General features: G+C 68.5%; 35 protein-coding genes. 5 read left to right on the forward strand and 30 right to left on the reverse strand.

What is annotated here, in order from left to right; translation table 11 throughout:
* Window positions 1-28: 28 nt before the first annotated feature.
* The 24 genes from rplR to ABT122_RS09545 all read right to left on the reverse strand — a co-directional run bounded on the left by rplR (window position 29) and on the right by ABT122_RS09545 (window position 13,400).
* Window positions 29-412, reverse strand: coding sequence for a 50S ribosomal protein L18 (gene rplR, locus ABT122_RS09430; protein WP_153486742.1), 384 nt, complete (start codon window positions 410-412; stop codon window positions 29-31).
* Window positions 413-415: 3 nt separating this feature from the next.
* Complete coding sequence (gene rplF / locus ABT122_RS09435) at window positions 416-955, reverse strand: 50S ribosomal protein L6 (protein ID WP_351547836.1); 540 nt, start codon at window positions 953-955, stop codon at window positions 416-418.
* 21 nt (window positions 956-976) lie between these two features.
* Window positions 977-1,375: a 30S ribosomal protein S8 gene (gene rpsH / locus ABT122_RS09440; RefSeq protein WP_005313538.1), complete on the reverse strand. Its 399-nt coding sequence runs from the start codon at window positions 1,373-1,375 to the stop codon at window positions 977-979.
* A gap of 207 nt (window positions 1,376-1,582) precedes the next feature.
* Window positions 1,583-1,768 carry a type Z 30S ribosomal protein S14 gene (locus ABT122_RS09445; RefSeq protein ID WP_003956452.1) on the reverse strand — a complete coding sequence of 62 codons (186 nt, stop codon included), beginning with the start codon at window positions 1,766-1,768 and terminating at the stop codon, window positions 1,583-1,585.
* A gap of 3 nt (window positions 1,769-1,771) precedes the next feature.
* On the reverse strand, window positions 1,772-2,329 hold the full coding sequence (rplE, locus tag ABT122_RS09450) for a 50S ribosomal protein L5 (RefSeq protein WP_323449569.1): 558 nt from the start codon (window positions 2,327-2,329) through the stop codon (window positions 1,772-1,774).
* The gene (rplX, locus tag ABT122_RS09455; protein ID WP_351547841.1) at window positions 2,329-2,652 is read right to left on the reverse strand and encodes a 50S ribosomal protein L24; all 324 of its coding nucleotides are present in this window, start codon (window positions 2,650-2,652) and stop codon (window positions 2,329-2,331) included. Before rplX ends, rplE begins: the two co-directional genes overlap by 1 nt.
* Before the next feature lie 2 nt (window positions 2,653-2,654).
* The gene (rplN, locus tag ABT122_RS09460; protein WP_003956455.1) at window positions 2,655-3,023 is read right to left on the reverse strand and encodes a 50S ribosomal protein L14; all 369 of its coding nucleotides are present in this window, start codon (window positions 3,021-3,023) and stop codon (window positions 2,655-2,657) included.
* 103 nt (window positions 3,024-3,126) lie between these two features.
* Complete coding sequence (rpsQ, locus tag ABT122_RS09465) at window positions 3,127-3,411, reverse strand: 30S ribosomal protein S17 (RefSeq protein WP_067283945.1); 285 nt, start codon at window positions 3,409-3,411, stop codon at window positions 3,127-3,129.
* Complete coding sequence (rpmC, locus tag ABT122_RS09470; RefSeq protein WP_153486748.1) at window positions 3,411-3,635, reverse strand: 50S ribosomal protein L29; 225 nt, start codon at window positions 3,633-3,635, stop codon at window positions 3,411-3,413. Before rpmC ends, rpsQ begins: the two co-directional genes overlap by 1 nt.
* On the reverse strand, window positions 3,635-4,054 hold the full coding sequence (gene rplP / locus ABT122_RS09475; protein ID WP_072485538.1) for a 50S ribosomal protein L16: 420 nt from the start codon (window positions 4,052-4,054) through the stop codon (window positions 3,635-3,637). Before rplP ends, rpmC begins: the two co-directional genes overlap by 1 nt.
* Window positions 4,055-4,059: 5 nt before the next feature.
* Window positions 4,060-4,890: a 30S ribosomal protein S3 gene (gene rpsC, locus ABT122_RS09480; RefSeq protein ID WP_351547847.1), complete on the reverse strand. Its 831-nt coding sequence runs from the start codon at window positions 4,888-4,890 to the stop codon at window positions 4,060-4,062.
* Complete coding sequence (rplV, locus tag ABT122_RS09485; protein ID WP_351547911.1) at window positions 4,890-5,237, reverse strand: 50S ribosomal protein L22; 348 nt, start codon at window positions 5,235-5,237, stop codon at window positions 4,890-4,892. The genes rpsC and rplV overlap by 1 nt, the downstream gene beginning before the upstream one ends.
* A gap of 42 nt (window positions 5,238-5,279) precedes the next feature.
* Window positions 5,280-5,561 (reverse strand): 30S ribosomal protein S19, encoded by a 282-nt coding sequence (gene rpsS, locus ABT122_RS09490; protein ID WP_030351437.1) that lies wholly within the window; start codon window positions 5,559-5,561, stop codon window positions 5,280-5,282.
* A 12-nt stretch (window positions 5,562-5,573) separates the two neighbouring features.
* A complete protein-coding gene (gene rplB / locus ABT122_RS09495) occupies window positions 5,574-6,410 on the reverse strand; it encodes a 50S ribosomal protein L2 (protein ID WP_351547851.1) in 837 nt (278 codons plus the stop codon).
* A gap of 37 nt (window positions 6,411-6,447) precedes the next feature.
* Window positions 6,448-6,768: a 50S ribosomal protein L23 gene (gene rplW / locus ABT122_RS09500; protein WP_351547854.1), complete on the reverse strand. Its 321-nt coding sequence runs from the start codon at window positions 6,766-6,768 to the stop codon at window positions 6,448-6,450.
* Window positions 6,768-7,418: a 50S ribosomal protein L4 gene (gene rplD, locus ABT122_RS09505; protein ID WP_351547857.1), complete on the reverse strand. Its 651-nt coding sequence runs from the start codon at window positions 7,416-7,418 to the stop codon at window positions 6,768-6,770. Before rplD ends, rplW begins: the two co-directional genes overlap by 1 nt.
* A gap of 5 nt (window positions 7,419-7,423) precedes the next feature.
* The gene (gene rplC / locus ABT122_RS09510; RefSeq protein WP_351547860.1) at window positions 7,424-8,068 is read right to left on the reverse strand and encodes a 50S ribosomal protein L3; all 645 of its coding nucleotides are present in this window, start codon (window positions 8,066-8,068) and stop codon (window positions 7,424-7,426) included.
* Window positions 8,069-8,082: 14 nt separating this feature from the next.
* Window positions 8,083-8,391 carry a 30S ribosomal protein S10 gene (rpsJ, locus tag ABT122_RS09515; protein ID WP_003948644.1) on the reverse strand — a complete coding sequence of 103 codons (309 nt, stop codon included), beginning with the start codon at window positions 8,389-8,391 and terminating at the stop codon, window positions 8,083-8,085.
* A gap of 471 nt (window positions 8,392-8,862) precedes the next feature.
* Window positions 8,863-9,384 (reverse strand): hypothetical protein, encoded by a 522-nt coding sequence (locus tag ABT122_RS09520; protein WP_351547863.1) that lies wholly within the window; start codon window positions 9,382-9,384, stop codon window positions 8,863-8,865.
* Window positions 9,385-9,426: 42 nt separating this feature from the next.
* Window positions 9,427-9,897 carry a hypothetical protein gene (locus ABT122_RS09525; RefSeq protein ID WP_351547866.1) on the reverse strand — a complete coding sequence of 157 codons (471 nt, stop codon included), beginning with the start codon at window positions 9,895-9,897 and terminating at the stop codon, window positions 9,427-9,429.
* A gap of 58 nt (window positions 9,898-9,955) precedes the next feature.
* Window positions 9,956-11,743: an alpha/beta hydrolase gene (locus tag ABT122_RS09530; protein WP_351547869.1), complete on the reverse strand. Its 1,788-nt coding sequence runs from the start codon at window positions 11,741-11,743 to the stop codon at window positions 9,956-9,958.
* A gap of 7 nt (window positions 11,744-11,750) precedes the next feature.
* Window positions 11,751-12,182, reverse strand: a complete 432-nt coding sequence (locus ABT122_RS09535) for a hypothetical protein (protein WP_351547872.1) — start codon at window positions 12,180-12,182, stop codon at window positions 11,751-11,753.
* Window positions 12,183-12,285: 103 nt separating this feature from the next.
* Window positions 12,286-12,558: a DUF397 domain-containing protein gene (locus ABT122_RS09540; RefSeq protein ID WP_351547875.1), complete on the reverse strand. Its 273-nt coding sequence runs from the start codon at window positions 12,556-12,558 to the stop codon at window positions 12,286-12,288.
* Window positions 12,555-13,400 (reverse strand): helix-turn-helix domain-containing protein, encoded by an 846-nt coding sequence (locus ABT122_RS09545; protein WP_351547879.1) that lies wholly within the window; start codon window positions 13,398-13,400, stop codon window positions 12,555-12,557. The genes ABT122_RS09540 and ABT122_RS09545 overlap by 4 nt, the downstream gene beginning before the upstream one ends.
* A gap of 149 nt (window positions 13,401-13,549) precedes the next feature.
* Between ABT122_RS09545 and ABT122_RS09550 the strand changes: the two genes are divergently transcribed.
* Window positions 13,550-14,014, forward strand: coding sequence for an ATP-binding protein (locus ABT122_RS09550; protein WP_351547914.1), 465 nt, complete (start codon window positions 13,550-13,552; stop codon window positions 14,012-14,014).
* A gap of 204 nt (window positions 14,015-14,218) precedes the next feature.
* The gene (locus tag ABT122_RS09555; protein WP_502976123.1) at window positions 14,219-16,360 is read left to right on the forward strand and encodes a PIG-L family deacetylase; all 2,142 of its coding nucleotides are present in this window, start codon (window positions 14,219-14,221) and stop codon (window positions 16,358-16,360) included.
* A gap of 137 nt (window positions 16,361-16,497) precedes the next feature.
* Here the strand turns inward: ABT122_RS09555 and tuf are convergent, their stop codons facing one another.
* From tuf to ABT122_RS09585, 6 genes are all read right to left on the reverse strand, one after another.
* On the reverse strand, window positions 16,498-17,691 hold the full coding sequence (gene tuf / locus ABT122_RS09560) for an elongation factor Tu (protein WP_190121711.1): 1,194 nt from the start codon (window positions 17,689-17,691) through the stop codon (window positions 16,498-16,500).
* Between the two features lie 163 nt (window positions 17,692-17,854).
* The gene (gene fusA, locus ABT122_RS09565) at window positions 17,855-19,981 is read right to left on the reverse strand and encodes an elongation factor G (protein ID WP_351547882.1); all 2,127 of its coding nucleotides are present in this window, start codon (window positions 19,979-19,981) and stop codon (window positions 17,855-17,857) included.
* A gap of 38 nt (window positions 19,982-20,019) precedes the next feature.
* A complete protein-coding gene (rpsG, locus tag ABT122_RS09570; RefSeq protein WP_351547885.1) occupies window positions 20,020-20,490 on the reverse strand; it encodes a 30S ribosomal protein S7 in 471 nt (156 codons plus the stop codon).
* Window positions 20,491-20,492: 2 nt separating this feature from the next.
* Window positions 20,493-20,864, reverse strand: coding sequence for a 30S ribosomal protein S12 (gene rpsL / locus ABT122_RS09575; RefSeq protein ID WP_003948652.1), 372 nt, complete (start codon window positions 20,862-20,864; stop codon window positions 20,493-20,495).
* 382 nt (window positions 20,865-21,246) lie between these two features.
* Window positions 21,247-22,125, reverse strand: coding sequence for a hypothetical protein (locus ABT122_RS09580; protein WP_351547888.1), 879 nt, complete (start codon window positions 22,123-22,125; stop codon window positions 21,247-21,249).
* A gap of 153 nt (window positions 22,126-22,278) precedes the next feature.
* Window positions 22,279-22,728: a helix-turn-helix domain-containing protein gene (locus ABT122_RS09585; protein ID WP_351547891.1), complete on the reverse strand. Its 450-nt coding sequence runs from the start codon at window positions 22,726-22,728 to the stop codon at window positions 22,279-22,281.
* A gap of 182 nt (window positions 22,729-22,910) precedes the next feature.
* On the opposite strand from ABT122_RS09585, the gene ABT122_RS09590 reads away from it, so the two are divergent.
* The 3 genes from ABT122_RS09590 (at window position 22,911) to ABT122_RS09600 (ending at window position 24,689) form a co-directional block, all read left to right on the forward strand.
* Entirely contained in the window at window positions 22,911-23,210 is a 300-nt protein-coding gene (locus tag ABT122_RS09590; protein ID WP_351547894.1) for a WhiB family transcriptional regulator, read from the forward strand.
* Window positions 23,211-23,880: 670 nt separating this feature from the next.
* Window positions 23,881-24,507: a hypothetical protein gene (locus tag ABT122_RS09595; protein ID WP_351547896.1), complete on the forward strand. Its 627-nt coding sequence runs from the start codon at window positions 23,881-23,883 to the stop codon at window positions 24,505-24,507.
* Window positions 24,504-24,689, forward strand: coding sequence for a hypothetical protein (locus ABT122_RS09600; protein ID WP_351547899.1), 186 nt, complete (start codon window positions 24,504-24,506; stop codon window positions 24,687-24,689). The genes ABT122_RS09595 and ABT122_RS09600 overlap by 4 nt, the downstream gene beginning before the upstream one ends.
* Window positions 24,690-24,786 lie beyond the last annotated feature (97 nt).

Consider the following 24,786-nt stretch of genomic DNA (forward strand, 5'->3'; position numbering starts at 1 on the left):
TTACGTCCGTTAGTCCCGGAACCGGGGCTTAGAACTTCAGCCCGGCTTCGCGGGCGGCGTCAGCCAGAGCGGCAATGCGCCCGGCGTACCTGTTGCCACCACGGTCGAACACGACGGCCTCGACGCCGGCGGCCTTGGCGCGCTCAGCGACCAGGGCACCGACCTGCTTGGCCTGGGCGCTCTTGTCGCCCTCGCCACCGCGGATCGAGACGTCCAGGGTCGACGCCGACGCGAGCGTGTGGCCCGCGATGTCGTCGATGACCTGAGCCACGATGTTGCGGTTGGAACGCGTCACGACCAGGCGCGGACGCTCCGGCGTACCGGAGACGTGCTTGCGGACGCGGATATGGCGTCGCTTGATGGCGGCGCGCTTGTACGCGTCGCCCTTAGCAATCTTGACACCGTATGCCATGGCTTACTTACCCGCCTTTCCGACCTTGCGGCGGATGACCTCGCCCGCGTACTTGACGCCCTTGGCCTTGTACGGGTCGGGCTTCCGCAGCTTGCGGATGTTCGCGGCGACCTCGCCGACCTTCTGCTTGTCGATGCCCTCGACCGAGAACTTGGTCGGCGACTCGACCTTGAAGGAGATGCCCTCGGGCGCCTCCACCAGGATCGAGTGGCTGTAACCGAGCTGGAACTCCAGGTTGGAGCCCTTCGCGGCGACGCGGTAACCGACACCGCTGATTTCGAGCGCCTTCGTGTACCCCGTGGTCACACCGGTGATCATGTTCGCCACCAGCGTGCGGGACAGGCCGTGAAGGGCCTTGTTCTGACGCTCGTCGTTCGGGCGGGTGACGCTGAGAACGCCGTCCTCACCCTTAACGATCTCGATCGGCGCGGCGACGGTGTGGCTCAGGGTCCCCTTGGGGCCCTTCACCGCGACCGTACGGCCATCGATGGTGACGTCCACACCGGCGGGAACCTGAATGGGGAGCTTGCCGATTCGCGACATTGGCTATTCCTCCGTTCCCGACTACCAGACGTAGGCGAGGACTTCCCCACCCACGCCCTTCTTCTGTGCCTGCTGGCCGGTCAGGAGGCCGTGCGACGTGGAGATGATCGCCACGCCGAGGCCACCGAGAACCTTGGGCAGGTTGGTGGACTTCGCGTACACCCGGAGACCCGGCTTCGAGATCCGCTTGATGCCCGCGATGGAGCGCTCACGGTTCGGGCCGAACTTGAGCTCGAGGACGAGGTTCTTGCCGACCTCGGCGTCCTCGACCTTCCAGCCCGTGATGAAGCCCTCCTGCTGGAGGATCTCCGCGATGTGCGACTTGATCTTGCTGTGCGGCATCACGACGGAGTCGTGGTACGCCGAGTTCGCGTTACGCAGACGCGTCAGCATGTCTGCGATGGGATCAGTCATGGTCATGAATTGGCCTTCGGCCTCTCTCGCCGGGGTTTCCTGTATGCGCCATCCCTCTCCCCACACAGGGGCGGGACGGGTGCGGCGCGGGGACCTACGGCGTAGTAAGTCGTACGGGCGGCGGACGCCCAACCCTCCAAGCCTACGGCATGAAGTGCGGGGCTTCCGCCAGCCCTCTGCTTACCGAGAGACTCCTGCTTCCCTGTTAGGGGATTACCAGGAGCTCTTGGTCACGCCCGGCAGCTCGCCGCGGTGCGCCATCTCACGAAGGCACACACGGCAGAGGCCGAACTTGCGGTACACGGAATGGGGACGACCGCAACGCTGGCAGCGCGTGTACGCACGCACGCCGAACTTGGGCTTGCGGGCGGCCTTGGCAATGAGAGCCTTCTTCGCCACGGCTCACGCCTCCTTGAACGGGAAGCCGAGGTGACGGAGGAGCGCGCGGCCCTCGGCGTCGTTGGTCGCCGTGGTGACCACGGTGATGTCCATACCCCGGACGCGGTCGATCTTGTCCTGGTCGATCTCGTGGAACATGACCTGCTCCGTGAGACCGAAGGTGTAGTTGCCACGGCCGTCGAACTGCTTGGGGGACAGACCACGGAAGTCGCGGATGCGCGGAAGCGCGAGCGACAGGGTGCGGTCCAGGAACTCCCACATGCGGTCGCCACGGAGCGTGACGTGGGCACCGATCGGCTGACCCTCACGCAGCTTGAACTGCGCGATGGACTTGCGGGCCTTGGTGACGGCCGGCTTCTGACCGGTGATCGTGGTGAGGTCCTTGATGGCACCGTCGATCAGCTTGGAGTCGCGGGCGGCGTCGCCCACACCCATGTTGACCACGATCTTGACGAGGCCGGGAACCTGCATGACGTTCTCGTACGAGAACTCCTCAAGCAGCTTGCCCTTGATCTCCTCGCGGTACTTCGTCTTGAGACGCGGAGTGGTGGTGGTAGCCATCAGATGTCCTCACCCGTCCGCTTGGCAACGCGGATCTTGTTGCCCTCTTCGTCGAAGCGGTAACCGACACGGGTCACGACCTTGTTGCCGTCCTTCTCCACGACGAGCTGAACATTGCTCACGTGGATGGGGGCCTCGGTGGTGATGATCCCACCGGTCTGGGAACCGCGAGCGGTCTGACCGGCCTTGGTGTGCTTCTTGACCCGGTTGACACCCTCGACCAGGACACGGTCCTCGCGGGGCATGGCCTGAATGACCTTGCCCTGCTTGCCCTTGTCCTTACCGGTGATGACCTGGACCAGGTCGCCCTTCTTGATCTTCATGCTTACAGCACCTCCGGCGCGAGCGAGATGATCTTCATGAACTTCTTCTCGCGCAGCTCACGGCCGACCGGGCCGAAGATACGGGTGCCGCGAGGGTCGCCGTCGTTCTTCAGAATGACGGCGGCGTTCTCGTCGAAGCGGATGTACGAGCCGTCCTGGCGGCGGCGCTCCTTGACGGTGCGAACGATGACCGCCTTGACGACGTCACCCTTCTTCACGTTGCCACCGGGGATCGCGTCCTTGACGGTGGCGACAATGACGTCACCGATGCCCGCGTAGCGGCGACCGGAACCACCGAGAACACGGATGCAAAGGATCTCCTTGGCACCAGTGTTGTCGGCGACACGCAGTCGCGACTCCTGCTGGATCACGTCTATCTCCTGATTTGTCTGCCGGTTCCCGGCGAGGGGTCCGGATTAGCGGAGCCCCTCGCCGAGCCTGGCGGAACTGACCTGAGGAAAACCCCTCAGGTAATTACTTGGCCTTCTCAAGGATCTCGACGACGCGCCAGCGCTTCGTCGCGGACAGCGGCCGGGTCTCCATGAGGAGGACACGGTCGCCGACGCCCGCAGCGTTCTGCTCGTCGTGGGCCTTGAGCTTGTTCGTACGGCGGATGACCTTGCCGTACAGCGCGTGCTTCACACGGTCCTCAACGGCGACGACGACGGTCTTGTCCATCTTGTCGCTGACGACCAGACCCTCACGGGTCTTGCGGAAACCGCGCGCGGTCTTCTCTTCAGTCACGTTGCTCTCGCTCATCAGGCGCTCTCCACCGTCTCGATGCCGAGCTCGCGCTCACGCATCAGGGTGTAGATCCGGGCGATGTCCTTGCGGACGGCCTTCAGCCGGCCGTGGTTCTCGAGCTGCCCGGTCGCCGCCTGGAAGCGGAGGTTGAACAGCTCTTCCTTGGCCTCGCGGAGCTTGTTGACAAGCTCCTCTCCGCCCAGCTCGCGCAGCTCGGACGCCTTGGTTCCGGCCGACATCACGCCTCACCTGCCTCGCGCCGAACGATGCGGCACTTCATCGGAAGCTTGTGAGCAGCGCGGGTGAGCGCCTCACGAGCAATCTTCTCGTTCGGGTAGGACAGCTCGAACATCACCCGACCGGGCTTGACGTTCGCGATCCACCACTCAGGGGAACCCTTACCGGAACCCATGCGGGTCTCGGCGGGCTTCTTGGTCAGCGGGCGGTCCGGGTAGATGTTGATCCAGACCTTGCCGCCACGCTTGATGTGGCGGGTCATCGCGATACGGGCCGCCTCGATCTGGCGGTTGGTCACGTACGCCGGAGTGAGGGCCTGAATGCCGTACTCGCCGAACGCAACCTGCGTACCACCCTTGGACATACCGCTGCGCTTGGGGTGGTGCTGCTTGCGGTGCTTGACCCTACGGGGGATCAGCATTTCGGTCAGGCCTCCGTTCCGGTGCTCTCAGCCGGAGCAGCGGCGGGGGCGTCGGCCTTGGGGGCCTCGGCTCCGGCGTTCTGCTGCGGCTTACGACCGCGACCGCCACGCTCGCCACCGCGGCCACCACGGCCGGCCGGGCGGTCGGAACCACCACGGGCCGGACGGTTGCCGGCGCGGGCAGCGGCGTTCTCGGCGCGGACCTCGGCGATGTTCTTGACGTCGCCCTTGTAGATCCAGACCTTCACACCGATACGGCCGAAGGTCGTCTTGGCCTCGAAGAAGCCGTACTCGACGTTCGCGCGGAGCGTGTGCAGCGGCACACGGCCCTCGCGGTAGAACTCCGAGCGGGACATCTCGGCGCCGCCGAGACGGCCACCGCACTGGATCTTGATGCCCTTGGCGCCCGCCTTCATCGCCGACTGCATGCTCTTGCGCATGGCACGGCGGAAGGAGACACGGGAGGAGAGCTGCTCGGCGACGGCCTGGGCCACCAGCTGAGCGTCCACCTCGGGGTTCTTGACCTCGAGGATGTTCAGCTGGACCTGCTTGCCGGTCAGCTTCTCCAGCTTGCCGCGGATCTTGTCGGCCTCGGCGCCGCGGCGACCGATGACAATGCCCGGACGAGCGGTGTGGATGTCCACACGGACACGGTCACGGGTGCGCTCGATCTCCACCTTCGAGATGCCGGCGCGCTCCATGCCGGACGTCAGCATCCTGCGGATGGCGACGTCTTCCTTGACGTAGTCCTTGTACAGCTTGTCGGCGTACCAGCGGGACTTGAAGTCCGTGGTGATACCGAGCCGGAACCCATGCGGGTTAACCTTCTGGCCCATTACCGGGTTCCTTCCTTGCTGCTCACGACCACGGTGATGTGGCTGGTCCGCTTGCGGATGCGGTAGGCGCGACCCTGGGCACGCGGCCGGAACCGCTTCAGGGTCGGACCCTCATCCACATACGCCTCGCTGATGAACAGCGAATTGGCGTCACTGTGGTCGTAGTTGTGCGCGGCGTTGGCAATGGCGCTGTCCAGCACCTTGCCCACCGGCACGCTCGCGGCCTGCGGGGCGAAACGCAGGACCGCCTGAGCCTCCGTGGCATCCATGCCACGGATGAGGTCCACCACGCGGCGGGCCTTCATGGGCGTGACGCGGATGTACCGCGCCTGGGCCCTGGCTTCCATGGTTGTCCCTTCAGTGTCTGTCATGATCGGTCACACCCCGCCTTAGCGGCGCTTCGACTTCCGGTCGTCCTTGACGTGGCCGCGGAAGGTGCGCGTCGGCGAGAACTCGCCGAGCTTGTGGCCGACCATCGACTCGGTGACGAACACCGGGACGTGGATCTTGCCGTTGTGCACCGCGATCGTGTGGCCCAGCATGGCCGGGACGATCATCGAGCGACGGGACCAGGTCTTGATGACGTTCTTGGTGCCTGCTTCGTTCTGTACGTCCACCTTCTTGATCAGGTGGTCGTCGACGAAGGGCCCCTTCTTGAGACTGCGCGGCATCTAAACCCGCTCCTAGCGCTTCTTGTTCGTCTTGCGGCGGCGGACGATGTACTTGTTGCTCGCCTTCTTGGGAGAACGAGTACGACCCTCCTTCTGACCCCACGGGCTGACCGGGTGGCGACCACCGGAGGTCTTGCCCTCACCACCACCGTGCGGGTGGTCAACCGGGTTCATCGCGACACCGCGGACGGTCGGGCGGACGCCCTTCCAGCGCAGGCGGCCGGCCTTGCCCCAGTTGATGTTCGACTGCTCGGCGTTGCCGACCTCGCCGATGGTGGCGCGGCAGCGGACGTCGACCAGACGGATCTCGCCGGACGGCATGCGGAGGTGGGCCATGGCCCCCTCCTTCGCCAGCAGCTGCACGGAGGCACCCGCGGAGCGGGCGAACTTCGCGCCGCCGCCGGGCCGCAGCTCGATGGCGTGGATGGTCGTACCGACCGGGATGTTGCGCAGCGCCAGGTTGTTGCCGGGCTTGATGTCGGCGGCCGGGCCGTTCTCGACACGGTCGCCCTGCGACAGGCCACGCGGGGCGATGATGTAGCGCTTCTCGCCGTCCGCGTAGTGCAGGAGCGCGATGCGCGCGGTGCGGTTGGGGTCGTACTCGATGTGAGCGACCTTCGCCGGCACGCCGTCCTTGTCGTGACGACGGAAGTCGATCACTCGGTAGGCGCGCTTGTGGCCACCGCCCTGGTGACGGACGGTCACACGACCGGTGTTGTTACGGCCACCCTTGCTGTGCAGAGGGCGGACCAGCGACTTCTCCGGCGTGGACCGCGTGATCTCGACGAAGTCGGCGACGCTGGAGCCACGACGGCCCGGAGTCGTCGGCTTGTACTTGCGGATACCCATTTCTCAGTCCTCGTCCGATATCGGACCGAGGTCTCCGTTAGGAGACCTGGCCGAAGATGTCGATACGGTTGCCCTCGGCAAGGGTCACGATGGCGCGCTTGGTGTTGGCGCGCTTGCCGAAACCGGTGCGGGTGCGCTTGCGCTTGCCCTGCCGGTTGATCGTGTTGACCCCGGTGACCTTGACCGAGAAGACCGTTTCAATGGCCTGCTTGATCTGAGTCTTGTTGGCACGCGGGTCGACGACGAACGTGTACTTGTTCTCGTCGAGCAGCGCGTAGCTCTTCTCGGAAACAACCGGCTTGACGAGGATGTCGTGCGGGTCCGTGAAGGTCTTGCTGGTGACGGTTGCCTCAGCCATCAGGCGTCGCTCCCTTCGGTCTCGTTGGCCTGGGGGCCAGACACGAAGGTCTCGAAGGCGGCCTGGGTGAAGACCACGTCCTCGGAGCGGATCACGTCGTACGTGTTCAGCTGGCCCGGCTCCAGGATGTGCACCTGGGGCAGGTTGCGGGCGGACAGCCACGCGGCCTCGTCGGAGCGCTCGACGATCAGGAGCGTGTTCTTGCGCTCCGAGATCTTGCCGATCAGCGTCCGGACGGACTTGGTGGAGACGCCACCCTCAAGCACGCCGGTGACGACGTGGATGCGCGAGTTGCGTGCCCGGTCGGTGAGGGCACCGCGCAGGGCGGCGGCCTTCATCTTCTTCGGGGTCCGCTGCGAGTAGTCGCGCGGCGTGGGGCCGTGCACGACGCCACCGCCGGCGAACTGCGGAGCGCGGGTCGAACCCTGACGGGCGCGGCCGGTGCCCTTCTGGCGGTAAGGCTTCTTGCCACCACCGCGGACCTCGCCACGACGCTTGACCTTGTGCGTGCCCTGACGGGCGGCGGCCAGCTGCGCGACGACGACCTGGTGGATCAGCGGGATGCTGACCTTGGCGTCGAAGATCTCGGCCGGGAGCTCAAGGGTCCCGGTCTTGTCGCCCGCGGGCGACAGAATGTCAATGGTGCTCATAGTCCTCAGGCCCCCTTGGCCGCAGTGCGGACCAGGACCAGGCCGCCGTTGGGGCCAGGAACCGCACCCTTGATCAGGAGCAGGCCCTTCTCCGCGTCAACAGCGTGAACGGTCAGGTTCTGGGTGGTGACCCGCTCGTTGCCCATGCGGCCCGCCATGCGGAGGCCCTTGAACACGCGGCCCGGGGTGGCACAGCCACCGATGGAGCCGGGAGAGCGGTGCTTGCGCTGGGTGCCGTGACCGGCGCCGAGGCCCTTGAAGTTGTGACGCTTCATGACACCGGCGAAGCCCTTGCCCTTGCTCTTGCCCGTGACGTCAACCTTGACGCCGGACTCGAACACCTCGGCAGTGATCTCCTGGCCGAGCGTGTACTCGCTGGCGTCGGAGGTGCGGAGCTCCACCAGGTGGCGGCGGGGGGTCACGTCGGCCTTGGCGAAGTGACCCTTGAGGGGCTTGTTCACCTTGCGAGGGTCGATCTCGCCGAAGGCGATCTGGACCGACTCGTAGCCGTCGGAGTCATTCGTACGGACCTGGGTAACGACGCAGGGCCCGGCCTTGACGACAGTGACCGGGACGACACGGTTGTTCTCGTCCCAGACCTGGGTCATGCCGAGCTTCTCGCCCAGGACGCCCTTGATCTGCTTTGCCATCTCTTCCGTGCCTCTCAGAGCTTGATCTCGATGTCAACGCCGGCCGGAAGGTCCAGGCGCATCAGCGAGTCAACGGTCTTGGGCGTCGGGTCGAGGATGTCGATCAGGCGCTTGTGCGTGCGCATCTCGAAGTGCTCGCGCGAGTCCTTGTACTTGTGCGGCGACTTGATGACGCAGTACACGTTCTTCTCAGTGGGCAGCGGCACCGGGCCTGCGACCGACGCACCAGTACGCGTCACCGTCTCGACGATCTTCTTCGCCGAAGAGTCGATGACCTCGTGGTCGTAGGCCTTGAGCCGGATGCGGATCTTCTGTCCCGCCATGGCTACTTCGTAGTCCTGTCTGTCTGGGGAAAACGCTCTGGAACTCGGTGAGTGACGATCTCTTCTCCGACCCACGCGGTCGGGCGTGTCGCACTCCCTCTACGGAAGAATCCCGAAGGATTTCCCAACCAAGGGGGTGCGGGCCTGGCCCGCGCATCGGGGGAAGAGCTCCCACCGAGTGCCTGGCCGGTACCCCGCTGACACTTCCCGAAAGATTCCCGTACGTCCGCTCCAGCGCTGCCCGGGGGCAGATGGGGCGACGAGTACTGTGGGACTCGCTTCCGGTCCTCCCGGCGGGAGGCGCGCAGCATCGGCACTCAACCGAGCAACCCCGACAGTCTGCCATACGGGGGCGGGGCCTGGCCAATCGGGGCGAAGAGAGTACCCCAGGTGGGGCTGGGTGAAGCGGCGAGCGCCCCGGCCCGCCCGAGCACCCCGGGCGCCGGACCCCCGCCCGGACCCCCGGCGCCTTCAGTAGCCGGCCAGATACACCCGGGCACGACCACCCGCGAGGTCGTCCACGTGCACCTCGATCGCCTGCACCCGGCCGCCCCGACGCGGATCGCCGGCGCACGGCGGGCAGGTGCTCGTCGTACGGATGCCCGGCACTTCCTGGGGCGCGGTGAGCCCCAGGTGCTCGAATCCGTCACCACTCAGGGACGAGACAGCCTTCGCCTCCTTCAGCGGCTTCTCGGGGTGGAGATCCTCGACCACAAGATCCGCCAGCTTCCCTTCGGTGACGAAGGACAGCAGATGGACCCGCTCCCGGGGCTGGACCCGCACCGCGCCCTTGATCTCCTTCGCACCGTCGGGGATCGGAACATCCATGAAGGCGGCAGCCTGCTCGGCACCCGCACCCTTCTCCCAGTACGGGTAGACGTCACGGCCGGCCGTGTCACGGCCGTGGTCCGCCGACGAGCAGGAAGCGAGCGGCGCCGCGACCGCAGAAGCGATCACGAGCGCGGCGGCGCGCCGCACCCAAGCCGCGGGCATCCGCTTCACCAGTGGGTGCCGAGCAGTGGTATGGCCTCGTCCTCAGAACCGGTCAACCCTCTCGCCGTCCGGGACCTGGTAGCAGCCGGAGACCACGCCCACGGACAGTTGGGGACGCTTGTTCTTCGCGAGGTGGACGATCCTCAGGCTGAACTTCCGGTCGTCATTGTCGGCGGTCAGACGGAGGTTCTTGTTGGCGCTGTTGTCTTGCTCGTACTGAACGATCTTCCAGCCGTGTTTGGGAAGCTCTTCCTTGAGCCGTTCCATGACGCCATTGAGCTCGCTACCGGAGGCCGGAGTGAGACTCCAGGGGTGATACATCTGGTAGTACTTCTCCCGGTCCTTTCCGTCGCCACACTCACTGACCCTGGGACCGGGTTCAGTCGCCTTTCCCTTGAGCCCAATGAGGTCCATGATCTCGCTGGAGATCTCTTCCGTGGCACGGGTGGCATCGTCAATACTCTTCGTCCCCGCCGAGGGAACAGGGCCGTCCGACTTACCCGAATCGTCCATACCGCATCCCGTGGTCAAGGTGAGTGCCAGCGCGAGAGAAAAGGCCGCAGCACGATGTTTAGTCTTCAAGCTCCACGTTCCCGTGTTGTCCCGCCACGACCTGGCCCTGATTCCACAGGCTGGTGGTGTCGAGTTTCCAGTAGTCGCTGTGTCCCGTGGTGTCTGTCTGCATCTGGTTCGCACCGAACGGCTCATCGCTCGGAATAAGCCACGCACCGCCGCCTACCCGGATGTCATGCCCGCCGTGCCCCAAGGCCCCTGCCTCCGGCACGACATCCCAATCGGCCTCCTGATTCCAGACATGCCCCTTGGGAACATCCATCTGCTCAGCGGTACCGACCTGGACTCCAGGGCTTCCCGCGAAAATCACATCGTCCGCGTTCAGCTCGCCCTGTCGGGCAGCCGAGCCGATCAGGGTCGAGCCGTACGAGTGGCCGATGGCAGTGGTGTGGCTCGGCGTATCAACCGTCCGCGACTCGTCGAGTCCGTCGAGGAACTGATTGAACGCCGGTGCCCCGTCATCGGCGTAGTGGCTGAAGGGCGCGTCCTTCACGATGCTCTGGGGTGCGTCATAACCGAGCCAGGTGATCGTGGAGACCGAACCACCCTCCGCAGCGCCATGGGCTTCCTGCCACAGGTTCGTCATGCGGTTGATGTCCCCGCCAATGCCACCAAGGTTCGTGGTCGTGCCCGGGACATACACGGCCGTGTGATCCGCAGTGTCGGGGTTTCCGTTGGCCAGGATCACCCGGCCGGTCCCCTCGGTGTCGAAGCCGAGGAGATACGCCTCCGGCAGCCCCTGGGACCCGGTGGCGTTGAAGCGGTCCTCAATGCTCTGCATGCCCTTGAGGGAATGGGTGAGGCGCTCGTACTCAGCGCCGTGCTTCCGGTGCCACTCCATGTACTCACCCGTGAACACCTTGGACGGCACCCTTCCGGTGGTGACCCAGGTGTACTTGTTCGCCGGCGGCTGCGGTATCGCGTCCAGGGCCACCTGGTGCTGCCCCTGCTTCTGCCAGAGCACCGTACGGTTCGCCTCGTCGCGGATGTCCGCCGGGAGACCGTTCATCGCACCGACGCTCGCCGGGTTCATCGTGAGCTGGGCGGCGCGCTCCTCCTCGGTGAGGCCCTTCCACCACTCGGCGTTCTGGGCCGGCGACGCCTCCTTGGGCGGGCCGTCGATCGTGGCGAGGTACGGGGTGGCCGCCTCGCGGGCGCCGGCCGTGTCGGAGGCGGTGTCCGACCAGTCGGCGGCCGAGACCGTGAGGTCGTCGTCCGCCTTCAGGGCGCGCAGCTTCGGGGCCCACTTCTCGTCGGCGGCCGTCGCCTCCGCCAGCGCGGTGGACACGCGGTCCGCTATCGCCTGCGCACGGAGCGCGTACGGATTCGGGTTCAGGCCCGCCGCCTGGCGGCCGACCGCCTGGGCCTGGGGGGAGCTGTAGCCGCCGGTCATACCGCCGTCGGGGATGGCGCCATCCACCTTGTCCGGGCCCGGTGGGTACGTCACCGTCCCGTCCGGGTTCACCGTCATCCGGTCGGCCCGGGCATCGGCGATGGCCGCTTCCAGCTTCCGCTTGGCCGCCGCCATGTCGAAGGCGAAGCCGTTCAGAGCCGTACTGATCACACCGCACTCGGTCTGCGTGTACTGGAAGTTCTGGGCCAGCTCCTGGATCTCGGCGTGGGCCGCGTCCGCCGCGTTCCCCTCCAGTGACTTCCGCATCCCGGCGACGACGGTGTTCCCCAGATGGTCCTTGGCCGCCTGCGCCATGTCCGCCAGCGCGCGGTAGCCGTCCGCCGCACCCTCGTACTCCGTGGGCTTCAGGGCCTGGAGCGTCTTGAGATCCACTCCCCCGTCACCGGCCCCGCTGCGGGGCGCCGCCGACGGCCGCCGTGTCCGCGTACGCCGACTTCACCGAGGCGATCTCCGCCTCGACACTCTCATCGGTCCTGAGCTGCTCGTGCCCCACCCGCTCCATGATCTTCTGGAGGCTTCCGCACCGCTTGCTCACGTTCTCGGCGTACGTCCTCCAGGAGGCGTACAGGTCCTTCTGCGCCGCCGCGCTGAGACACCCGTCCGTGTCCCCGAGCCCCGCCTGTCCGTCCTCCAGCCGGCCCAGCGCCGTACCGATCCTTCCGCGTAAGGACCCCACCCCCTCGCCCGCCGATAACCACCCCTGCCTGCTGGACTTCAGCCGGTCCGTCCCCCCGCTGCTGTTCAGCCGCATCCCGGCGGACTGACGCTCGGCCACACCCGCCTTGAGCTGCTCCCACTCGTCCCACGCCATGCGCGTTCTTCCTCCCCGTGTCCACCTCGACGACTCCGGACCCTATCGCCCGCAGCAGAGCGCCCCGCAACCGGAAACGGGTGCGGGGCGAGGGGAGTTGAGGTCAGTTGATGGGGGCGTACGCGATGAAGTCGGACCAGGCTCCGGAGGTGAAGCCGAGCTGGGGGCCCTGGAGGTTCTTGGAGTCGCGGACGTGGACGGTGGCGCAGGAGGGGGTGGCCGCTACCTCGACGCAGTCATTGCCGTCACTGCTGTCGCTGTAGCTGCTCTTGAACCAGGCGACCTCGACGCAGTCGTTGCCGTCGCTGCTGCTGCTGTAGCTGCTCTTGAACCACTCCGGCTCGGAACCGTTCCCGGCAGAGGGCTTACGGGTCATGTCTCTCCCAGCGCTTGCTCGATGAAGGCCATCGACTCCCGAGGCGTGAGAGCCTGGCCCCGGATGATGCCATACCGCAGCTCGATGATCTGGAGCTGTTTCGGATCAGAGACCGGACGTCCGTTGAAGTCGCCCTCACAGCGGCCCAGCGCCCTACCGTCCCCGAACTTCAGCACCTCCATCAGCCCCTTCATACCGGCGTGGTCCTCACGGTCGGTCGGCATCACCTGGATCTCGACGTTCCGCAACTGACCCACCTCAAGCAGGCGTTCGAGCTGTCGACGCAACACCATTCTGCCCCCGATCGGGCGCCGAAGCGTTACCTCTTCCTGGATGAAGCTCAACTCGGGTGCGGGTGACCGGTCGAAAATCGACTGTCGGTCCATTCGAGCGTCCACCATCCGCTGCGCCTCGTCCTGCGTGTACGCGGGGCGCTGAGTGCCGAGCAGCGCTCGGGCGTACGCCCGCGTCTGGAGTAAACCGTGGATGTTGTGGTTGTTGTACATCTGGAGCTCGACCGCCTGCGACTCCATCTTCTTCAGCTCGCGAATCTTCTTCGGGTACCTCGCCTCCGCCATCACCTTCTTCATCGCCGCGATCCTGCCCCCGGCCTCCAGCACCCTGTCCGCCTTGTCCAGGTACTCCGGGCGCGGAATCCTCGCCCCCCGCTCCACCTTCCGGATCAGGTCCTCGCTGTAGCCGATCAGCCGGCCCAGCTCCGCCACCGACAGTTCCGCACCCTCCCTCCACGCCTTGAGCTGCGCGCCCGCCATCTCCACCGCCGGCGCGATCTCGTCCTGCGGATCGACGTCCCACCCGGGCTCATCCGTCGTATCGTCCATGCCGCACCCACCTTCGACGCGTTGGCCATGTTCAACGCCCGCCGTACCCGGCCGTCACGCGAGACAGCCGGGACAAGACGAGACAAGCGCGAGACAAAACCCCCGCGTACTCCGCGAGCCACTATTCAGGCAGCACACATCTCGCCACGCTGAGTGATGTGAACCACACCACCCAAACCACCGTCCCCACACGCCAGTTCAGCGTGCGGCTCTCCTCCACCCGCCGTGGCGCCCGGCTCGCCCGGCTGCTCGCCGTGCAGCAGCTCCAGTCCTGGGGGCACGACTTCGAGGCGGCGGCGCACATCGTCGCCGAGCTGGCCGCCAACGCCGCCACCCACGGGCGGGTCGCCGGGCGGGACTTCCGGCTGACCCTCACCGAGACCGCGCGGACCCTCCGTATCGAGGTCACCGACACCCGGGGGGACAGCTTTCCCGGGCGGCGGGCCGCCGGGGAGGAGGACGAGGGCGGGCGGGGGCTGCTGCTCGTGGAGGCGTTCGCCGACCGGTGGGGGGTGGCCTCCGGGCCCGCGCCCGGGAAGCGGGTCTGGGCCGAACTGGATCAGCCTGAAGAACCCGCCGCACGGAATGCGGTCGTGCCGGCCCCCCACGGCTGAGGGCGGCCGAGGCGCCGGCACCACCCGGCGGGGACCATCCGCACTATCACCGGGTGGTGCCCGCACCCGGGCGAACCGAGGCAACCCGGCGGGACGATAATCCGTCTAGTTGAACGCGAACGGGTCTGACCAGCCCGTTCGCACCCTCACACCTCAGCGACAGAACGTCCGCTGCGGGGGAAAGCGGACGGAGCACCCAGACAAGTGAAGACGATCAGCGCTGCCCGAATACCCGAGGGCGGCGCACGCCCGACCCCGCGCCGCCGCGCCGTTCTCGGTGCCATCGGGGCACTCGGCGCACTCGGGGCGACCGCCACCGCCGTCGGCGGGTGTTCGGTGCCCGAGCCGCAGCGGCCCGTCCCGGCCGCCGACCCCGCGCCCGGGCTGCGTATCGCCACCTCCGGACGGGCCCAGTTGATGCAGATCCTGGCCCACCCGGACGACGACCTCTACTTCATGAACCCGGACACCCAGCGGATGCTGGACGCCGGGGTCCCGCTGGTCTGCGTCTATGTCACGGCCGGCGAGCACACCGGTGTCAACCGCGTCCCGGGGCAGCGCGGCGAGGTCCGCGCCGACACCCGGGCGTACTCCTCGGCCCGGCACCAGGGCCTGCGGCAGGCGTACGCGACCCTGCTCGGGCTCGACAAGTTCACCCCGTGGAGCAAGGGCATCGCCACCCTCCGGGGCGACCGGGTCGCCGAGATCAACACCCTCACCCAGGGCAGCCGCCGGGTCGAGCTGATCTTCCTCAACCTCCCCGAGCACACCCGGCGCCGCTGGGCGGCCCTCCCCAGCCTCTGGAACGACCGCTCGCTGAGCGTCCACACCGTGCTCGCCCAGGACTCCCCGGTGCGCGAGACGGTGGCGTACGACTACGAGGGACTTCTCGGCGTGCTCGTCGGGCTGATGCAGCAGTACCGCCCCACCGTCGTCCACACCCTGGACCCCGACCCGGACATCCAGCTCAGCGACGAGTCCACCCGCCGCAGGGACAGCGAGCAGCGCGGCTACTCCGACCACGGCGACCACACCGCCGCCGCCTGCTTCGGCTGGGCCGCGATGGTGCGCTGGGTCGCGGAGGCCACCGAGAACGGCGGCCAGGTGCCCGGCTTCGTCACCCATGCCTTCCGGGGCTACTACGGCCGGCACTGGCCGAAGAACCTCCCTCCCCGGGTCCTCCAGGAGAAGGCGGGGCACCTCGTCCCCTACGGCGGCGACCCCGCCTGGCAGTGCGGCAACGACGCCGGCTGCGGCGACTACGGCGTCGGCGGCGGGCGCCCGCTCCAGAACAAGAAGGGGTGGGTGCGCTCCACCCACCACCGCTTCCCCGGGGCCCGGCCGGCCGTCTCGGTGGACCCGGGCGACCGGCTCGCGGCGTACGGGGTGCTGGGGCTGCGCGCGGTCCGGTGGCGGGAGACCGAGGCCGGCAGCGGGCAGTGGGGGCTCCCCGACGACCTGGGCGGCGGGCCGCTGGCGCCCGCGCTGGGGGCGGCGGCGCTCAGGGACGGCCGGCAGCTGCTGTTCGGGCTGCGGATCGCCGCGCTCGGCGGCCGGGGCGCGGCCAACCGGCGGGAGATCGTGCTGCTGGAGCAGTCCACTCCGGGCGGCCGGTTCCTCCCCTGGACCGGGCTCGGCACCCCGGAGCACACCGACGACCGGAGCCGGCGGATGGGCGTCCCGGTGGCGGTGACCGCGCCGGACGGCCGGGTCCATCTCTTCGTGCGCACCGCGGACCGGCAGGTGGCCACCCGGGTACGGGCGGTCAGCGGGCGCTGGAGCCCCTGGCGGGACCTGGGCGGCGCCCCGGTCCAGGACGGTCTGTCGGCCGTGGCCGACACCGCGGGCCTGGTCCATGTCTTCGGCGCGGGCCGGGACTCCGTGCGCCACTGGGCGCAGAGCGTGCCCGGCGGCGAGGTGTCCTTCCGGCCGGAGGGCATCGGGCCGGTGCCCGGCGGGCCCGTCGCCGCGCTGCCCGGCCGCGACGGCGGCGTACGGCTGCACTACCGCACACCGGCGACCTCGACCGTCACCGCCGTGTCGGTGACGGGGTCCGGTGAGGTGACCGCACGGCCGGACGGAATGCCCGGGTACGGGCCGGTGTCGGCCGCCGCCGGTCCGCGCGGGGCGACGGCGCTGCTCTCGCTCGGCGAGGACGGGCGGGTCCGGCTGCGCACCGGGGGCGGGGTGCCGGCCCGCGAGGGCGGCGCCCCCGCCCTGGCCTCCCCCGCGCTGCTGGCCGGTCCGCACGGGGCCACGGCCGTCGGGATGGGAGCGGACGCCCGGCCGTGGATCTGGCGTCCGGAGCGGCGCGGCGAGCGGGTCAGACCCGCCCGCAAGATCTGACGGTCATCGGGGCGGGCGGGGCGGGCCCGTCCGCGAGATCTGCTGAAGCGGAACGCGAAGAGGCCCCGCACCGTACGGTGCGGGGCCTCTCGCTTGGTGCCCTGTTACGGAGCTACCAGGTCGGATCTGCCGGAGAATCAGGCAAGGATCTTGGTGACCTGGCCGGCGCCGACGGTCCGGCCACCCTCACGGATGGCGAACTTCAGGCCCTCTTCCATGGCGACGGGCTGGATGAGGTTCACCGTCATGACGGTGTTGTCACCCGGCATGACCATCTCGGTGCCCTCGGGGAGGGTCACCACGCCGGTCACGTCCGTGGTACGGAAGTAGAACTGCGGGCGGTAGTTGTTGAAGAACGGGGTGTGACGGCCACCCTCGTCCTTCGACAGGATGTAGGCCTGGGCCTCGAACTCGGTGTGCGGCGTGACCGAACCGGGCTTGATGATGACCTGGCCGCGCTCGACGTCCTCGCGCTTGATGCCACGGAGGAGCAGACCGACGTTCTCACCGGCCTGGCCCTCGTCGAGCAGCTTGCGGAACATCTCGATGCCGGTGACCGTGGTGGTGGTCTTCTCGGTCTTGATACCGACGATGTCGACGGTCTCGTTGACCTTGAGGACACCACGCTCGATACGGCCGGTGACGACGGTGCCACGACCGGTGATCGTGAAGACGTCCTCGATCGGCATCAGGAACGGCTTGTCCACGTCGCGCTCGGGCTGCGGGATGGACTCGTCGACGGCGGCCATCAGGTTCAGGACCGACTGGCCCCACTCCTTGTCGCCCTCGAGCGCCTTGAGCGCCGAGACCTTGACGACCGGCAGGTCGTCGCCCGGGAACTCGTACTCGGAGAGGAGCTCACGGACCTCGAGCTCGACGAGCTCCAGGATCTCCTCGTCGTCCACCATGTCGGCCTTGTTCAGCGCGACAACGATGTACGGAACGCCGACCTGGCGGGCCAGGAGCACGTGCTCCTTGGTCTGCGGCATCGGGCCGTCGGTGGCGGCGACCACGAGGATGGCGCCGTCCATCTGCGCGGCACCCGTGATCATGTTCTTGATGTAGTCGGCGTGACCCGGGCAGTCGACGTGCGCGTAGTGACGCGACTCCGTCTGGTACTCGACGTGCGCGATCGAGATCGTGATACCGCGCTGGCGCTCCTCGGGAGCCTTGTCGATCTGGTCGAAGGCCGAGGCCTCGTTCAGGTCCGGGTACGCGTCATGCAGCACCTTGGTAATGGCGGCCGTGAGGGTCGTCTTACCGTGGTCGATGTGACCGATGGTGCCGATGTTGACGTGCGGCTTAGTCCGCTCGAACTTCGCCTTCGCCACTGGGTCCTCCTGTGGAGTGGTTCTGTACGCCTTGCTTCATCGGCGCCAGGTGATCTTTGCTGGAATGCCGGGGCCCGGGACACCCCAACCGTATACGTAGGTATTCGACTGGAATGTCCGCGGCAGGCTCCGGTGACAAGCCTAAAGCGTGTACTCGGGTGAGTTACTCGCCCTTGGCCTTCGCGATGATCTCCTCGGCGACGTTCCGCGGAACCTCGGCGTAGGAGTCGAACTGCATCGAGTAGCTTGCGCGACCCGAGGTCTTGCTGCGGAGGTCTCCGACGTAGCCGAACATCTCCGAGAGCGGCACCAGGCCCTTGACGACCTTGGCGCCGGCCCGGTCCTCCATGGCCTGGATCTGGCCACGGCGGGAGTTGATGTCACCGATGACATCGCCCATGTAGTCCTCGGGCGTGGTCACCTCGACCGACATCATCGGCTCCAGGAGCACGGGGCTCGCCTTGCGCGCGGCCTCCTTGAACGCCTGCGAACCGGCGATCTTGAAGGCGAGCTCGGAGGAGTCGACCTCGTGGTAGCCACCGTCGAGGAGCGTCAGACGGACGCCCGTCATCTCGTAGCCGGCCAGGATGCCGAACTGCATGGCCTCCTGCGCGCCCGCGTCCACCGAGGGGATGTACTCCTTGGGGATGCGGCCACCGGTGACCTTGTTCACGAACTCGTACGCCGAGTCGCCGCCCTCGATGGGCTCGATCGCGATCTGCACCTTCGCGAACTGACCGGTACCACCGGTCTGCTTCTTGTGGGTGTAGTCCACGCGCTCGACGGCCTTGCGGATCGTCTCACGGTACGCGACCTGCGGCTTGCCCACGTTGGCCTCAACGCGGAACTCACGGCGCATCCGGTCGACCAGCACCTCGAGGTGAAGCTCGCCCATACCACCGATGATGGTCTGGCCGGTCTCCTCGTTGGTGTGCACCTGGAAGGAGGGGTCCTCCTCCGCGAGACGCTGGATGGCGACACCCAGCTTCTCCTGGTCGCCCTTGGACTTGGGCTCGATGGCGACCTGGATGACCGGCGCCGGGAAGTCCATGGACTCCAGGATGACCGGGTTCTTCTCGTCGCTCAGCGTCTCACCGGTGGTGGTCTGCTTGAGGCCCATGACGGCGACGATGTCGCCGGCGCCCACCGACTCGATCTCCTCACGCTTGTTCGCGTGCATACGGTAGATCTTGCCGATGCGCTCCTTGCGGCCCTTCACGGAGTTCAGGACCGCGGTGCCCGAGTTCAGGCGCCCGGAGTAGATCCGGATGAAGGTCAGCTTGCCCAGGTGCGGGTCGCTCGCGATCTTGAACGCGAGGGCCGACAGGGGCTCGTCGTCCGACGGCTTGCGCTTGACCACGACCTCCGGGTCCTTGACGTCGTGGCCCTCGATGGCCTCGACGTCCAGGGGGGAGGGGAGGTAGCGCACGACCGCGTCGAGCAGGGGCTGGACGCCCTTGTTCTTGAACGCGGTGCCGCAGAAGACGGGGGTGACCGTGACGCCCTCGGACTTGCCGGAGGCGATGGTGATACGGCGGATCGCCGCGTACAGCTGCTCCTCGGTGGGCTCGACGCCCTCCAGGTACAGCTCCATCAGCTCTTCGTCGTTCTCGGCGACGGTCTCCAGCAGCTTGCCGCGGTACTCCTCGGCAGCCTCGGTGTGCGTGGCCGGGATGTCGACGACGTCGTACATCTCGCCCTTGGACGCCTCGGCGGACCAGACGAAGGCCTTCATGGTGACGAGGTCGACGACACCCTTGAAGTCCATCTCGGCGCCGATGGGGAGCTGCATCACGATCGGCGTCGCGCCGAGGCGGTCGCTGATCATGTCGACACAGCGGTGGAACTCGGCACCGGTGCGGTCGAGCTTGTTGACGAAGCAGATGCGCGGGACGCCGTAGCGGTCCGCCTGACGCCAGACGGTCTCGGACTGCGGCTCAACACCGGCGACACCGTCGAACACGGTGACGGCGCCGTCGAGGACGCGGAGCGAACGCTCCACCTCGACGGTGAAGTCGACGTGACCCGGGGTGTCGATGATGTTGATCGTGTGATCGACGTCGTCGAGCGGCCAGTGACAGGTCGTCGCGGCGGACGTGATCGTGATGCCGCGCTCCTGCTCCTGCTCCATCCAGTCCATCGTGGCAGCGCCGTCGTGGACCTCACCGATCTTGTAGCTCACACCGGTGTAGAACAGGATGCGCTCGGTGGTCGTCGTCTTGCCCGCGTCGATGTGGGCCATGATCCCAATGTTGCGGACCTTGGCCAGGTCAAGCGAAGTGGTGGCCATATGGCTCAGTCTTCTCTCGGTCTCGATGGGGTAAGCGACTACCAGCGGTAGTGCGCGAAGGCCTTGTTGGACTCGGCCATCTTGTGCGTGTCCTCACGCTTCTTGACCGAAGCGCCGAGGCCGTTGGAGGCGTCGAGCAGTTCGTTCATGAGGCGCTCGGTCATGGTCTTCTCGCGGCGGGCGCGGGAGTAACCCACGACCCAGCGCAGCGCGAGGGTGGCGGCGCGACCGGGCTTGACCTCGATCGGCACCTGGTAGGTCGCACCACCGACACGGCGGGACTTGACCTCGAGGGAGGGCTTGACGTTCTCCAGCGCGCGCTTCAGCGTGATGACCGGGTCGGCGCCGGTCTTCTCGCGGAGGCCTTCCATGGCGCCGTAGACGATCCGCTCGGCGGTGGAACGCTTGCCGTCAAGCAGAAGCTTGTTGATCAGCGAGGTGACAAGAGGAGAGCTGTAGACCGGGTCGATGATGACCGGGCGCTTCGGGGCGGGGCCCTTACGAGGCATTCTTACTTCTCCTTCTTGGCGCCGTAGCGGCTACGGGCCTGCTTGCGGTTCTTGACGCCCTGGGTGTCCAGGGAACCGCGGATGATCTTGTAGCGAACACCCGGCAGGTCCTTCACACGGCCGCCACGCACGAGCACGATCGAGTGCTCCTGCAGGTTGTGTCCCTCACCCGGGATGTAGGCCGTGACCTCGATGCCAGAGGTCAGACGCACACGCGCGACCTTGCGCAGGGCCGAGTTCGGCTTCTTCGGGGTGGTCGTGAACACACGCGTGCAGACGCCACGGCGCTGAGGGGAACCCTCAAGTGCGGGCGTCTTGTTCTTCTCGACCTTGTCCTGCCGGCCCTTCCGGACCAGCTGCTGGATCGTAGGCACTACTTCTCCGGTTTCTGTGTGCCGTTCGTGAAACTAACCTGGAACGCCACCGACCCACGCGGTCGGGTGTGTCGAAGCTGCGAGGCTCTCGCCGTACGACGAGAGAAGGCGCAGAATACGGTGGCCAGTGATCGGACTCGCTGTGCGGTTGAGGACACGCACAGGAGCCCAGGCACACCCCAGGCACAAGGTCAGAGCGTACCTACCGCATGGGCTGCGGTCAAAACAAATGCCCACGCACGGGAGAGGGGGCCGTTCCCCGGGGAAGGGCCCGTTCGGGGGGCGGGGCGCCGGGGGGCCTGGGAGGGGAGCCCCGGGGCGGGCGGCTCCGGGGGTGCGGCACCGGGGGCCGCACGGGCCGGAGAGGGCGAAGGCTACACCGTTACGCCGGGTCACCGTCGGGCGGGGTGGGCGGGGCCGCAGGGGGGTCCGGGGGGACCGGGGGGACCGGGGCCTCCGGTGGGGCGTGTGCGTCCGGTGCGTCGGGGGGTTCGCGGCGGGGGCGGCGGGACCGTGCGGCGGGGGTGGAGGGGGAGTCGAGCCGGGGGATGGTGGGGACCTTGGACTTGCGGCTCTTGGGGGCGAGGGAGGGGGGCGGGGTGGTGGGGGTTCCGGTGTCCTGGTCCTGGCGGTGCTGGTGGTCCTCGCGGTTCTCGCGGTTCTCGCGGTTCTGCCGGGCCCGCTGGTCGTGCTGGTCGTGCTGGTCGTGCCGGGCCTCGCGTATCGCGTCCTCGCCGTCCATGCCGTCCTTCATGTCCTTGATGTCGGACCGGGGGTGCGGGTGCCGGGGGCTGTCGCGGGCCGGGTGGTCGCGCTCCGGGCCGCCGGCGGCCGTGCGGGGGTCCGGAGGGTGCCGGCCGGCCGGGTCGTCCCCGGCGCCGCCGTCCGCCGGGTACCGCCCGCGCTCGTCCTGCGGGAAGGGGATGACCGCCGCCTGACCGGGGGTGCGGCCCACCAGCCGGAGGGGCCTGGCGGCAGCGGCGGCGGCGCGGGCCTCCTCCAGCGCGGGGCCGTACTCGGCCACCGCGTCCCGCCACCCACTGGCGTACGCCGCTATCTCGCGCCGGTCCAGCTCCTCCCGCAGCAGCACCGCGACCTCGGCGGGTGCACGGTCCTCCAGCAGCCGGCCGAGCAGGGCGAGCAGCCCCGGAAGGTCCTCCGGGGACGCGGCGGGACGGGCAGGGACCTGTGACGCGCCGTGCCGTGCCTCGTCGCCCTCGGCCATCCGTATCTCTCGCCGCATCTCTCGCTCGCGTCCCATCGCTGCCCATCCCGCCCACGCGATCGGAGAGCAGGCCTCGGCAACACCTCTGATCCTTGGGGGCGTACGTACGGCCTGTGTGAAGGTGAAGTACAGGCCGTGACAGCTTACTGGGGGCCGAAAACGAGTGCGGGGGCCCGTTCCGCCGCCCGGTCAGTCCTTGGCGAGGGGGGCGCGGCGGGCCGGGGCCGGGGGCAGGAACTGGCCGGCGACCCGGATGAACATCTCCCGCTGGTCATCGGGGATGCCGAGCCCGGCGGCGGCCTCCTCCAGGGTGAGTCTGCGGCCTCCCGGGGCGGCCGGCGCCGCCCCGGCGGCCGAGTCGGCCTCCAGGGGCAGGGGCAGATCGTCCTCGGTGAGCCGGCCGGAGCGGATGAGCATGTCGCGCACCGGCACGTCGAGGACATGGGCCAGCCGCCGGGTCGTCTCCAGGTCGGGCATGCTCTGCCGCTGGAGCAGCCGGGTGATGGCGGCGCGGTGGACCCCGGCCTCGTCGGCGAGCCGCGACTTGCCGCCACCCCGCGGGCTGTCGATGTCGAAGCCGCGGGCACGGATGAGCTCCTCGACCCAGGCGGCGAACTGATCCAGATCATTGGCGGTCACGGGTGGTCGCCTCCCTCCGAAGCGGACCTCAGACTATCGCGCTTGCGCGCACGGAATTACGTGATTCCGCGCGCGCACAGTGGGGATTCTGCGGAGATGCCCCTTGCTTTGGTTGCGCGTGCGCGCGCAACGTGTCAGTGTGCGGAACCGCAACGACCCCCGCAGAGTCAGGAGTTGCCGTTATGCCCCTCCCCGATTCCCTGGAGTCCGCCGGCTGGCGCGCCGCCGCGGCGTGTGCGGGACTGCCCCCGCACATTGTCTTCGCACGGCGAGAGTCGGAGGCCCGACCTGCGCTGAAGGCCTGCGAACGGTGTCCGGTGACCCGGCGCTGCGAGGAGAGCGTGGCACCGGCCGCGAGCTTCTTCGACGGGGTGAGCGCGGGGCGGCTCTGGCGCAATGGGCGGGTGGTGAGGTTGCGGGGTGGGGGTGTTGCGGGCTCGCGCGCTAGTGGGGTGGGGGCGTACGGGGACGGCGGGATGTAAACCCCCGCGCGGCGAGTATTCGCCCTACGCCGGGGGCGGCTGCGGGGCCCTGCGTGGCGCGTACGGCCCTCCGAGCGCCCTCGCGCACCCCGGGTCCCGGCAAACCCGGCCCCGCCGGCGAACCCGAGCACCTTCCGCCCCGCCGCCGATCGAGGCGCACCCGTCCAGACCCGCCAGCGAACCCGAGCAAACCCGGTCCCGCCGCCGATCGAGACGCACCCACCCGGCCCCGCCGGGAAACCCGAGCAAACCCGCCCCCACCGCCGATCGAGACGCACCCACCCGGCCCCGCCGGGAAACCCGAGCAAACCCAGCCCCGCCGGCGATTGAGGCGCGGGGGCTCGGGGGCTGGCCCCCGACCGCAGCCCGCACCGTGCGGGCACCTGCGGCCCAGGGTCCGTCCTCAATCGCCGGACGGGCTGAGTTCGCCCGGGCCACCCGTGGACCAAGGTCCGTCCTCAAACGCCGGACAGGCTGAGTTCGCCCGGGCCACCCGTGGACCAAGGTCCGTCCTCAAACGCCGGACAGGCTGAGTTCGCCCGGGCCACCCGTGGACCAAGGTCCGTCCTCAAACGCCGGACGGGCTGAGTACGCCCAGCCCCGCCGGCGATTGAGGCGCGGGGGCTCGGGGCGCGGCCGACGTACCACCAACCCGACCCCGGAGGCCCCCATGACCACCCTCACCGACGCCACCCACTGGCTCACCACCCTCACCCACCGCTTCCCCCACCTCCTCACCGAACTCTCCCCCGGCTCCTCCGGCCCCATCGGCGGAGCCGGACGAACCACCCGCACCCACGCGCCCGCGCCCCTGCGCCTCCATGTGTCCGACGCCATCCGGGACATCACCGACGGAGTCGTCGAACTCGACGAGGCCGTCCACGAACGCCTCGGCCTCGGCCGCCCCCGCAAGGCGCGGGTCCCCGAGCGCCTGGCCCGGGTCGCCGGGCTCGTCGGCCGGATGGCCGGCCACCCCGACCTCGTCGCACACGTCGCCGACGAGGCCCGCCGGATGGCGGGGCGCTGCGCCCGCGCGGTCGGCGACGGCGAGCCGATGACCCGCATCGGCGGACGCTGCCCCTGGTGCGACTCCGTCTCCCTGCGCGCCTTCCCCGACCGGCGCGCGGTCCTCTGCGTCAACCCCGGCTGCCGGTGCGCCTCCGCCGGCTGCGGCTGCGGCGCGGACCCCGCGTACCGCCACAGCTGGGAGGAGGGCGGCTGGGACGCCCTGGCCGGCACCGACCCGTCCGAGATCGCCGCCGCCCTGGACACCACCGGTGAGGGAGTACGCCGATGAACCCCTCCACCCCGCTGATCACCGGCGCCCTCGCCGCCACCGAGGCCGGCGTGGTGCCCGCCACCATCCGCAAGTGGGTCCAGCTCGGCCATCTGACACCCGCCGGGCGGCGCGGCCGGGCGCAGCTCTTCCGGCTGGAGGAGGTCTTCGCCGCGGAGCGCGCGACCCGTCGCAGAACCTAGGTCGTCTCTTTCGGATCGTGCCGGGGCTCGCGAGCCCCGGCACCGCGCCTCGCCGATCCGGCAAGATCCGAAAGAAACTCCCCAGGCCGACGGCCGG

Origin of the sequence: Streptomyces sp. NPDC001985 (genome assembly GCF_040296845.1) — a bacterium.
Classification (GTDB): Bacteria; Actinomycetota; Actinomycetes; order Streptomycetales; family Streptomycetaceae; genus Streptomyces.

Excerpts from the sequence above, each read along its gene's own strand:
- rplE (WP_323449569.1), bottom strand. The coding sequence starts at position 2,329 with ATGGCTACCACCACCACTCCGCGTCTCAAGACGAAGTACCGCGAGGAG.
- rpsC (WP_351547847.1), bottom strand. The coding sequence starts at position 4,890 with ATGGGCCAGAAGGTTAACCCGCATGGGTTCCGGCTCGGTATCACCACG.
- rpsQ (WP_067283945.1), bottom strand. The coding sequence starts at position 3,411 with ATGAGCGAGAGCAACGTGACTGAAGAGAAGACCGCGCGCGGTTTCCGC.
- fusA (WP_351547882.1), bottom strand. The coding sequence starts at position 19,981 with ATGGCCACCACTTCGCTTGACCTGGCCAAGGTCCGCAACATTGGGATC.
- rplC (WP_351547860.1), bottom strand. The coding sequence starts at position 8,068 with ATGGCAAAGCAGATCAAGGGCGTCCTGGGCGAGAAGCTCGGCATGACC.
- rpsG (WP_351547885.1), bottom strand. The coding sequence starts at position 20,490 with ATGCCTCGTAAGGGCCCCGCCCCGAAGCGCCCGGTCATCATCGACCCG.
- rplD (WP_351547857.1), bottom strand. The coding sequence starts at position 7,418 with ATGAGCACCATTGACATTCTGTCGCCCGCGGGCGACAAGACCGGGACC.
- ABT122_RS09535 (WP_351547872.1), bottom strand. The coding sequence starts at position 12,182 with ATGGCGTGGGACGAGTGGGAGCAGCTCAAGGCGGGTGTGGCCGAGCGT.
- rpsH (WP_005313538.1), bottom strand. The coding sequence starts at position 1,375 with ATGACCATGACTGATCCCATCGCAGACATGCTGACGCGTCTGCGTAAC.
- ABT122_RS09580 (WP_351547888.1), bottom strand. The coding sequence starts at position 22,125 with ATGGGACGCGAGCGAGAGATGCGGCGAGAGATACGGATGGCCGAGGGC.
- rplX (WP_351547841.1), bottom strand. The coding sequence starts at position 2,652 with ATGAAGATCAAGAAGGGCGACCTGGTCCAGGTCATCACCGGTAAGGAC.
- rplV (WP_351547911.1), bottom strand. The coding sequence starts at position 5,237 with ATGGAAGCCAGGGCCCAGGCGCGGTACATCCGCGTCACGCCCATGAAG.
- rplF (WP_351547836.1), bottom strand. The coding sequence starts at position 955 with ATGTCGCGAATCGGCAAGCTCCCCATTCAGGTTCCCGCCGGTGTGGAC.
- rpsS (WP_030351437.1), bottom strand. The coding sequence starts at position 5,561 with ATGCCGCGCAGTCTCAAGAAGGGGCCCTTCGTCGACGACCACCTGATC.
- ABT122_RS09525 (WP_351547866.1), bottom strand. The coding sequence starts at position 9,897 with ATGGACGATTCGGGTAAGTCGGACGGCCCTGTTCCCTCGGCGGGGACG.
- ABT122_RS09545 (WP_351547879.1), bottom strand. The coding sequence starts at position 13,400 with ATGGACGATACGACGGATGAGCCCGGGTGGGACGTCGATCCGCAGGAC.
- ABT122_RS09600 (WP_351547899.1), top strand. The coding sequence starts at position 24,504 with ATGAACCCCTCCACCCCGCTGATCACCGGCGCCCTCGCCGCCACCGAG.
- rplW (WP_351547854.1), bottom strand. The coding sequence starts at position 6,768 with ATGGCTGAGGCAACCGTCACCAGCAAGACCTTCACGGACCCGCACGAC.
- ABT122_RS09595 (WP_351547896.1), top strand. The coding sequence starts at position 23,881 with ATGACCACCCTCACCGACGCCACCCACTGGCTCACCACCCTCACCCAC.
- rplB (WP_351547851.1), bottom strand. The coding sequence starts at position 6,410 with ATGGGTATCCGCAAGTACAAGCCGACGACTCCGGGCCGTCGTGGCTCC.
- rplP (WP_072485538.1), bottom strand. The coding sequence starts at position 4,054 with ATGCTGATCCCCCGTAGGGTCAAGCACCGCAAGCAGCACCACCCCAAG.
- rpmC (WP_153486748.1), bottom strand. The coding sequence starts at position 3,635 with ATGTCGGCCGGAACCAAGGCGTCCGAGCTGCGCGAGCTGGGCGGAGAG.
- ABT122_RS09540 (WP_351547875.1), bottom strand. The coding sequence starts at position 12,558 with ATGACCCGTAAGCCCTCTGCCGGGAACGGTTCCGAGCCGGAGTGGTTC.
- ABT122_RS09590 (WP_351547894.1), top strand. The coding sequence starts at position 22,911 with ATGCCCCTCCCCGATTCCCTGGAGTCCGCCGGCTGGCGCGCCGCCGCG.
- rpsJ (WP_003948644.1), bottom strand. The coding sequence starts at position 8,391 with ATGGCGGGACAGAAGATCCGCATCCGGCTCAAGGCCTACGACCACGAG.
- ABT122_RS09520 (WP_351547863.1), bottom strand. The coding sequence starts at position 9,384 with ATGCCCGCGGCTTGGGTGCGGCGCGCCGCCGCGCTCGTGATCGCTTCT.
- rplR (WP_153486742.1), bottom strand. The coding sequence starts at position 412 with ATGGCATACGGTGTCAAGATTGCTAAGGGCGACGCGTACAAGCGCGCC.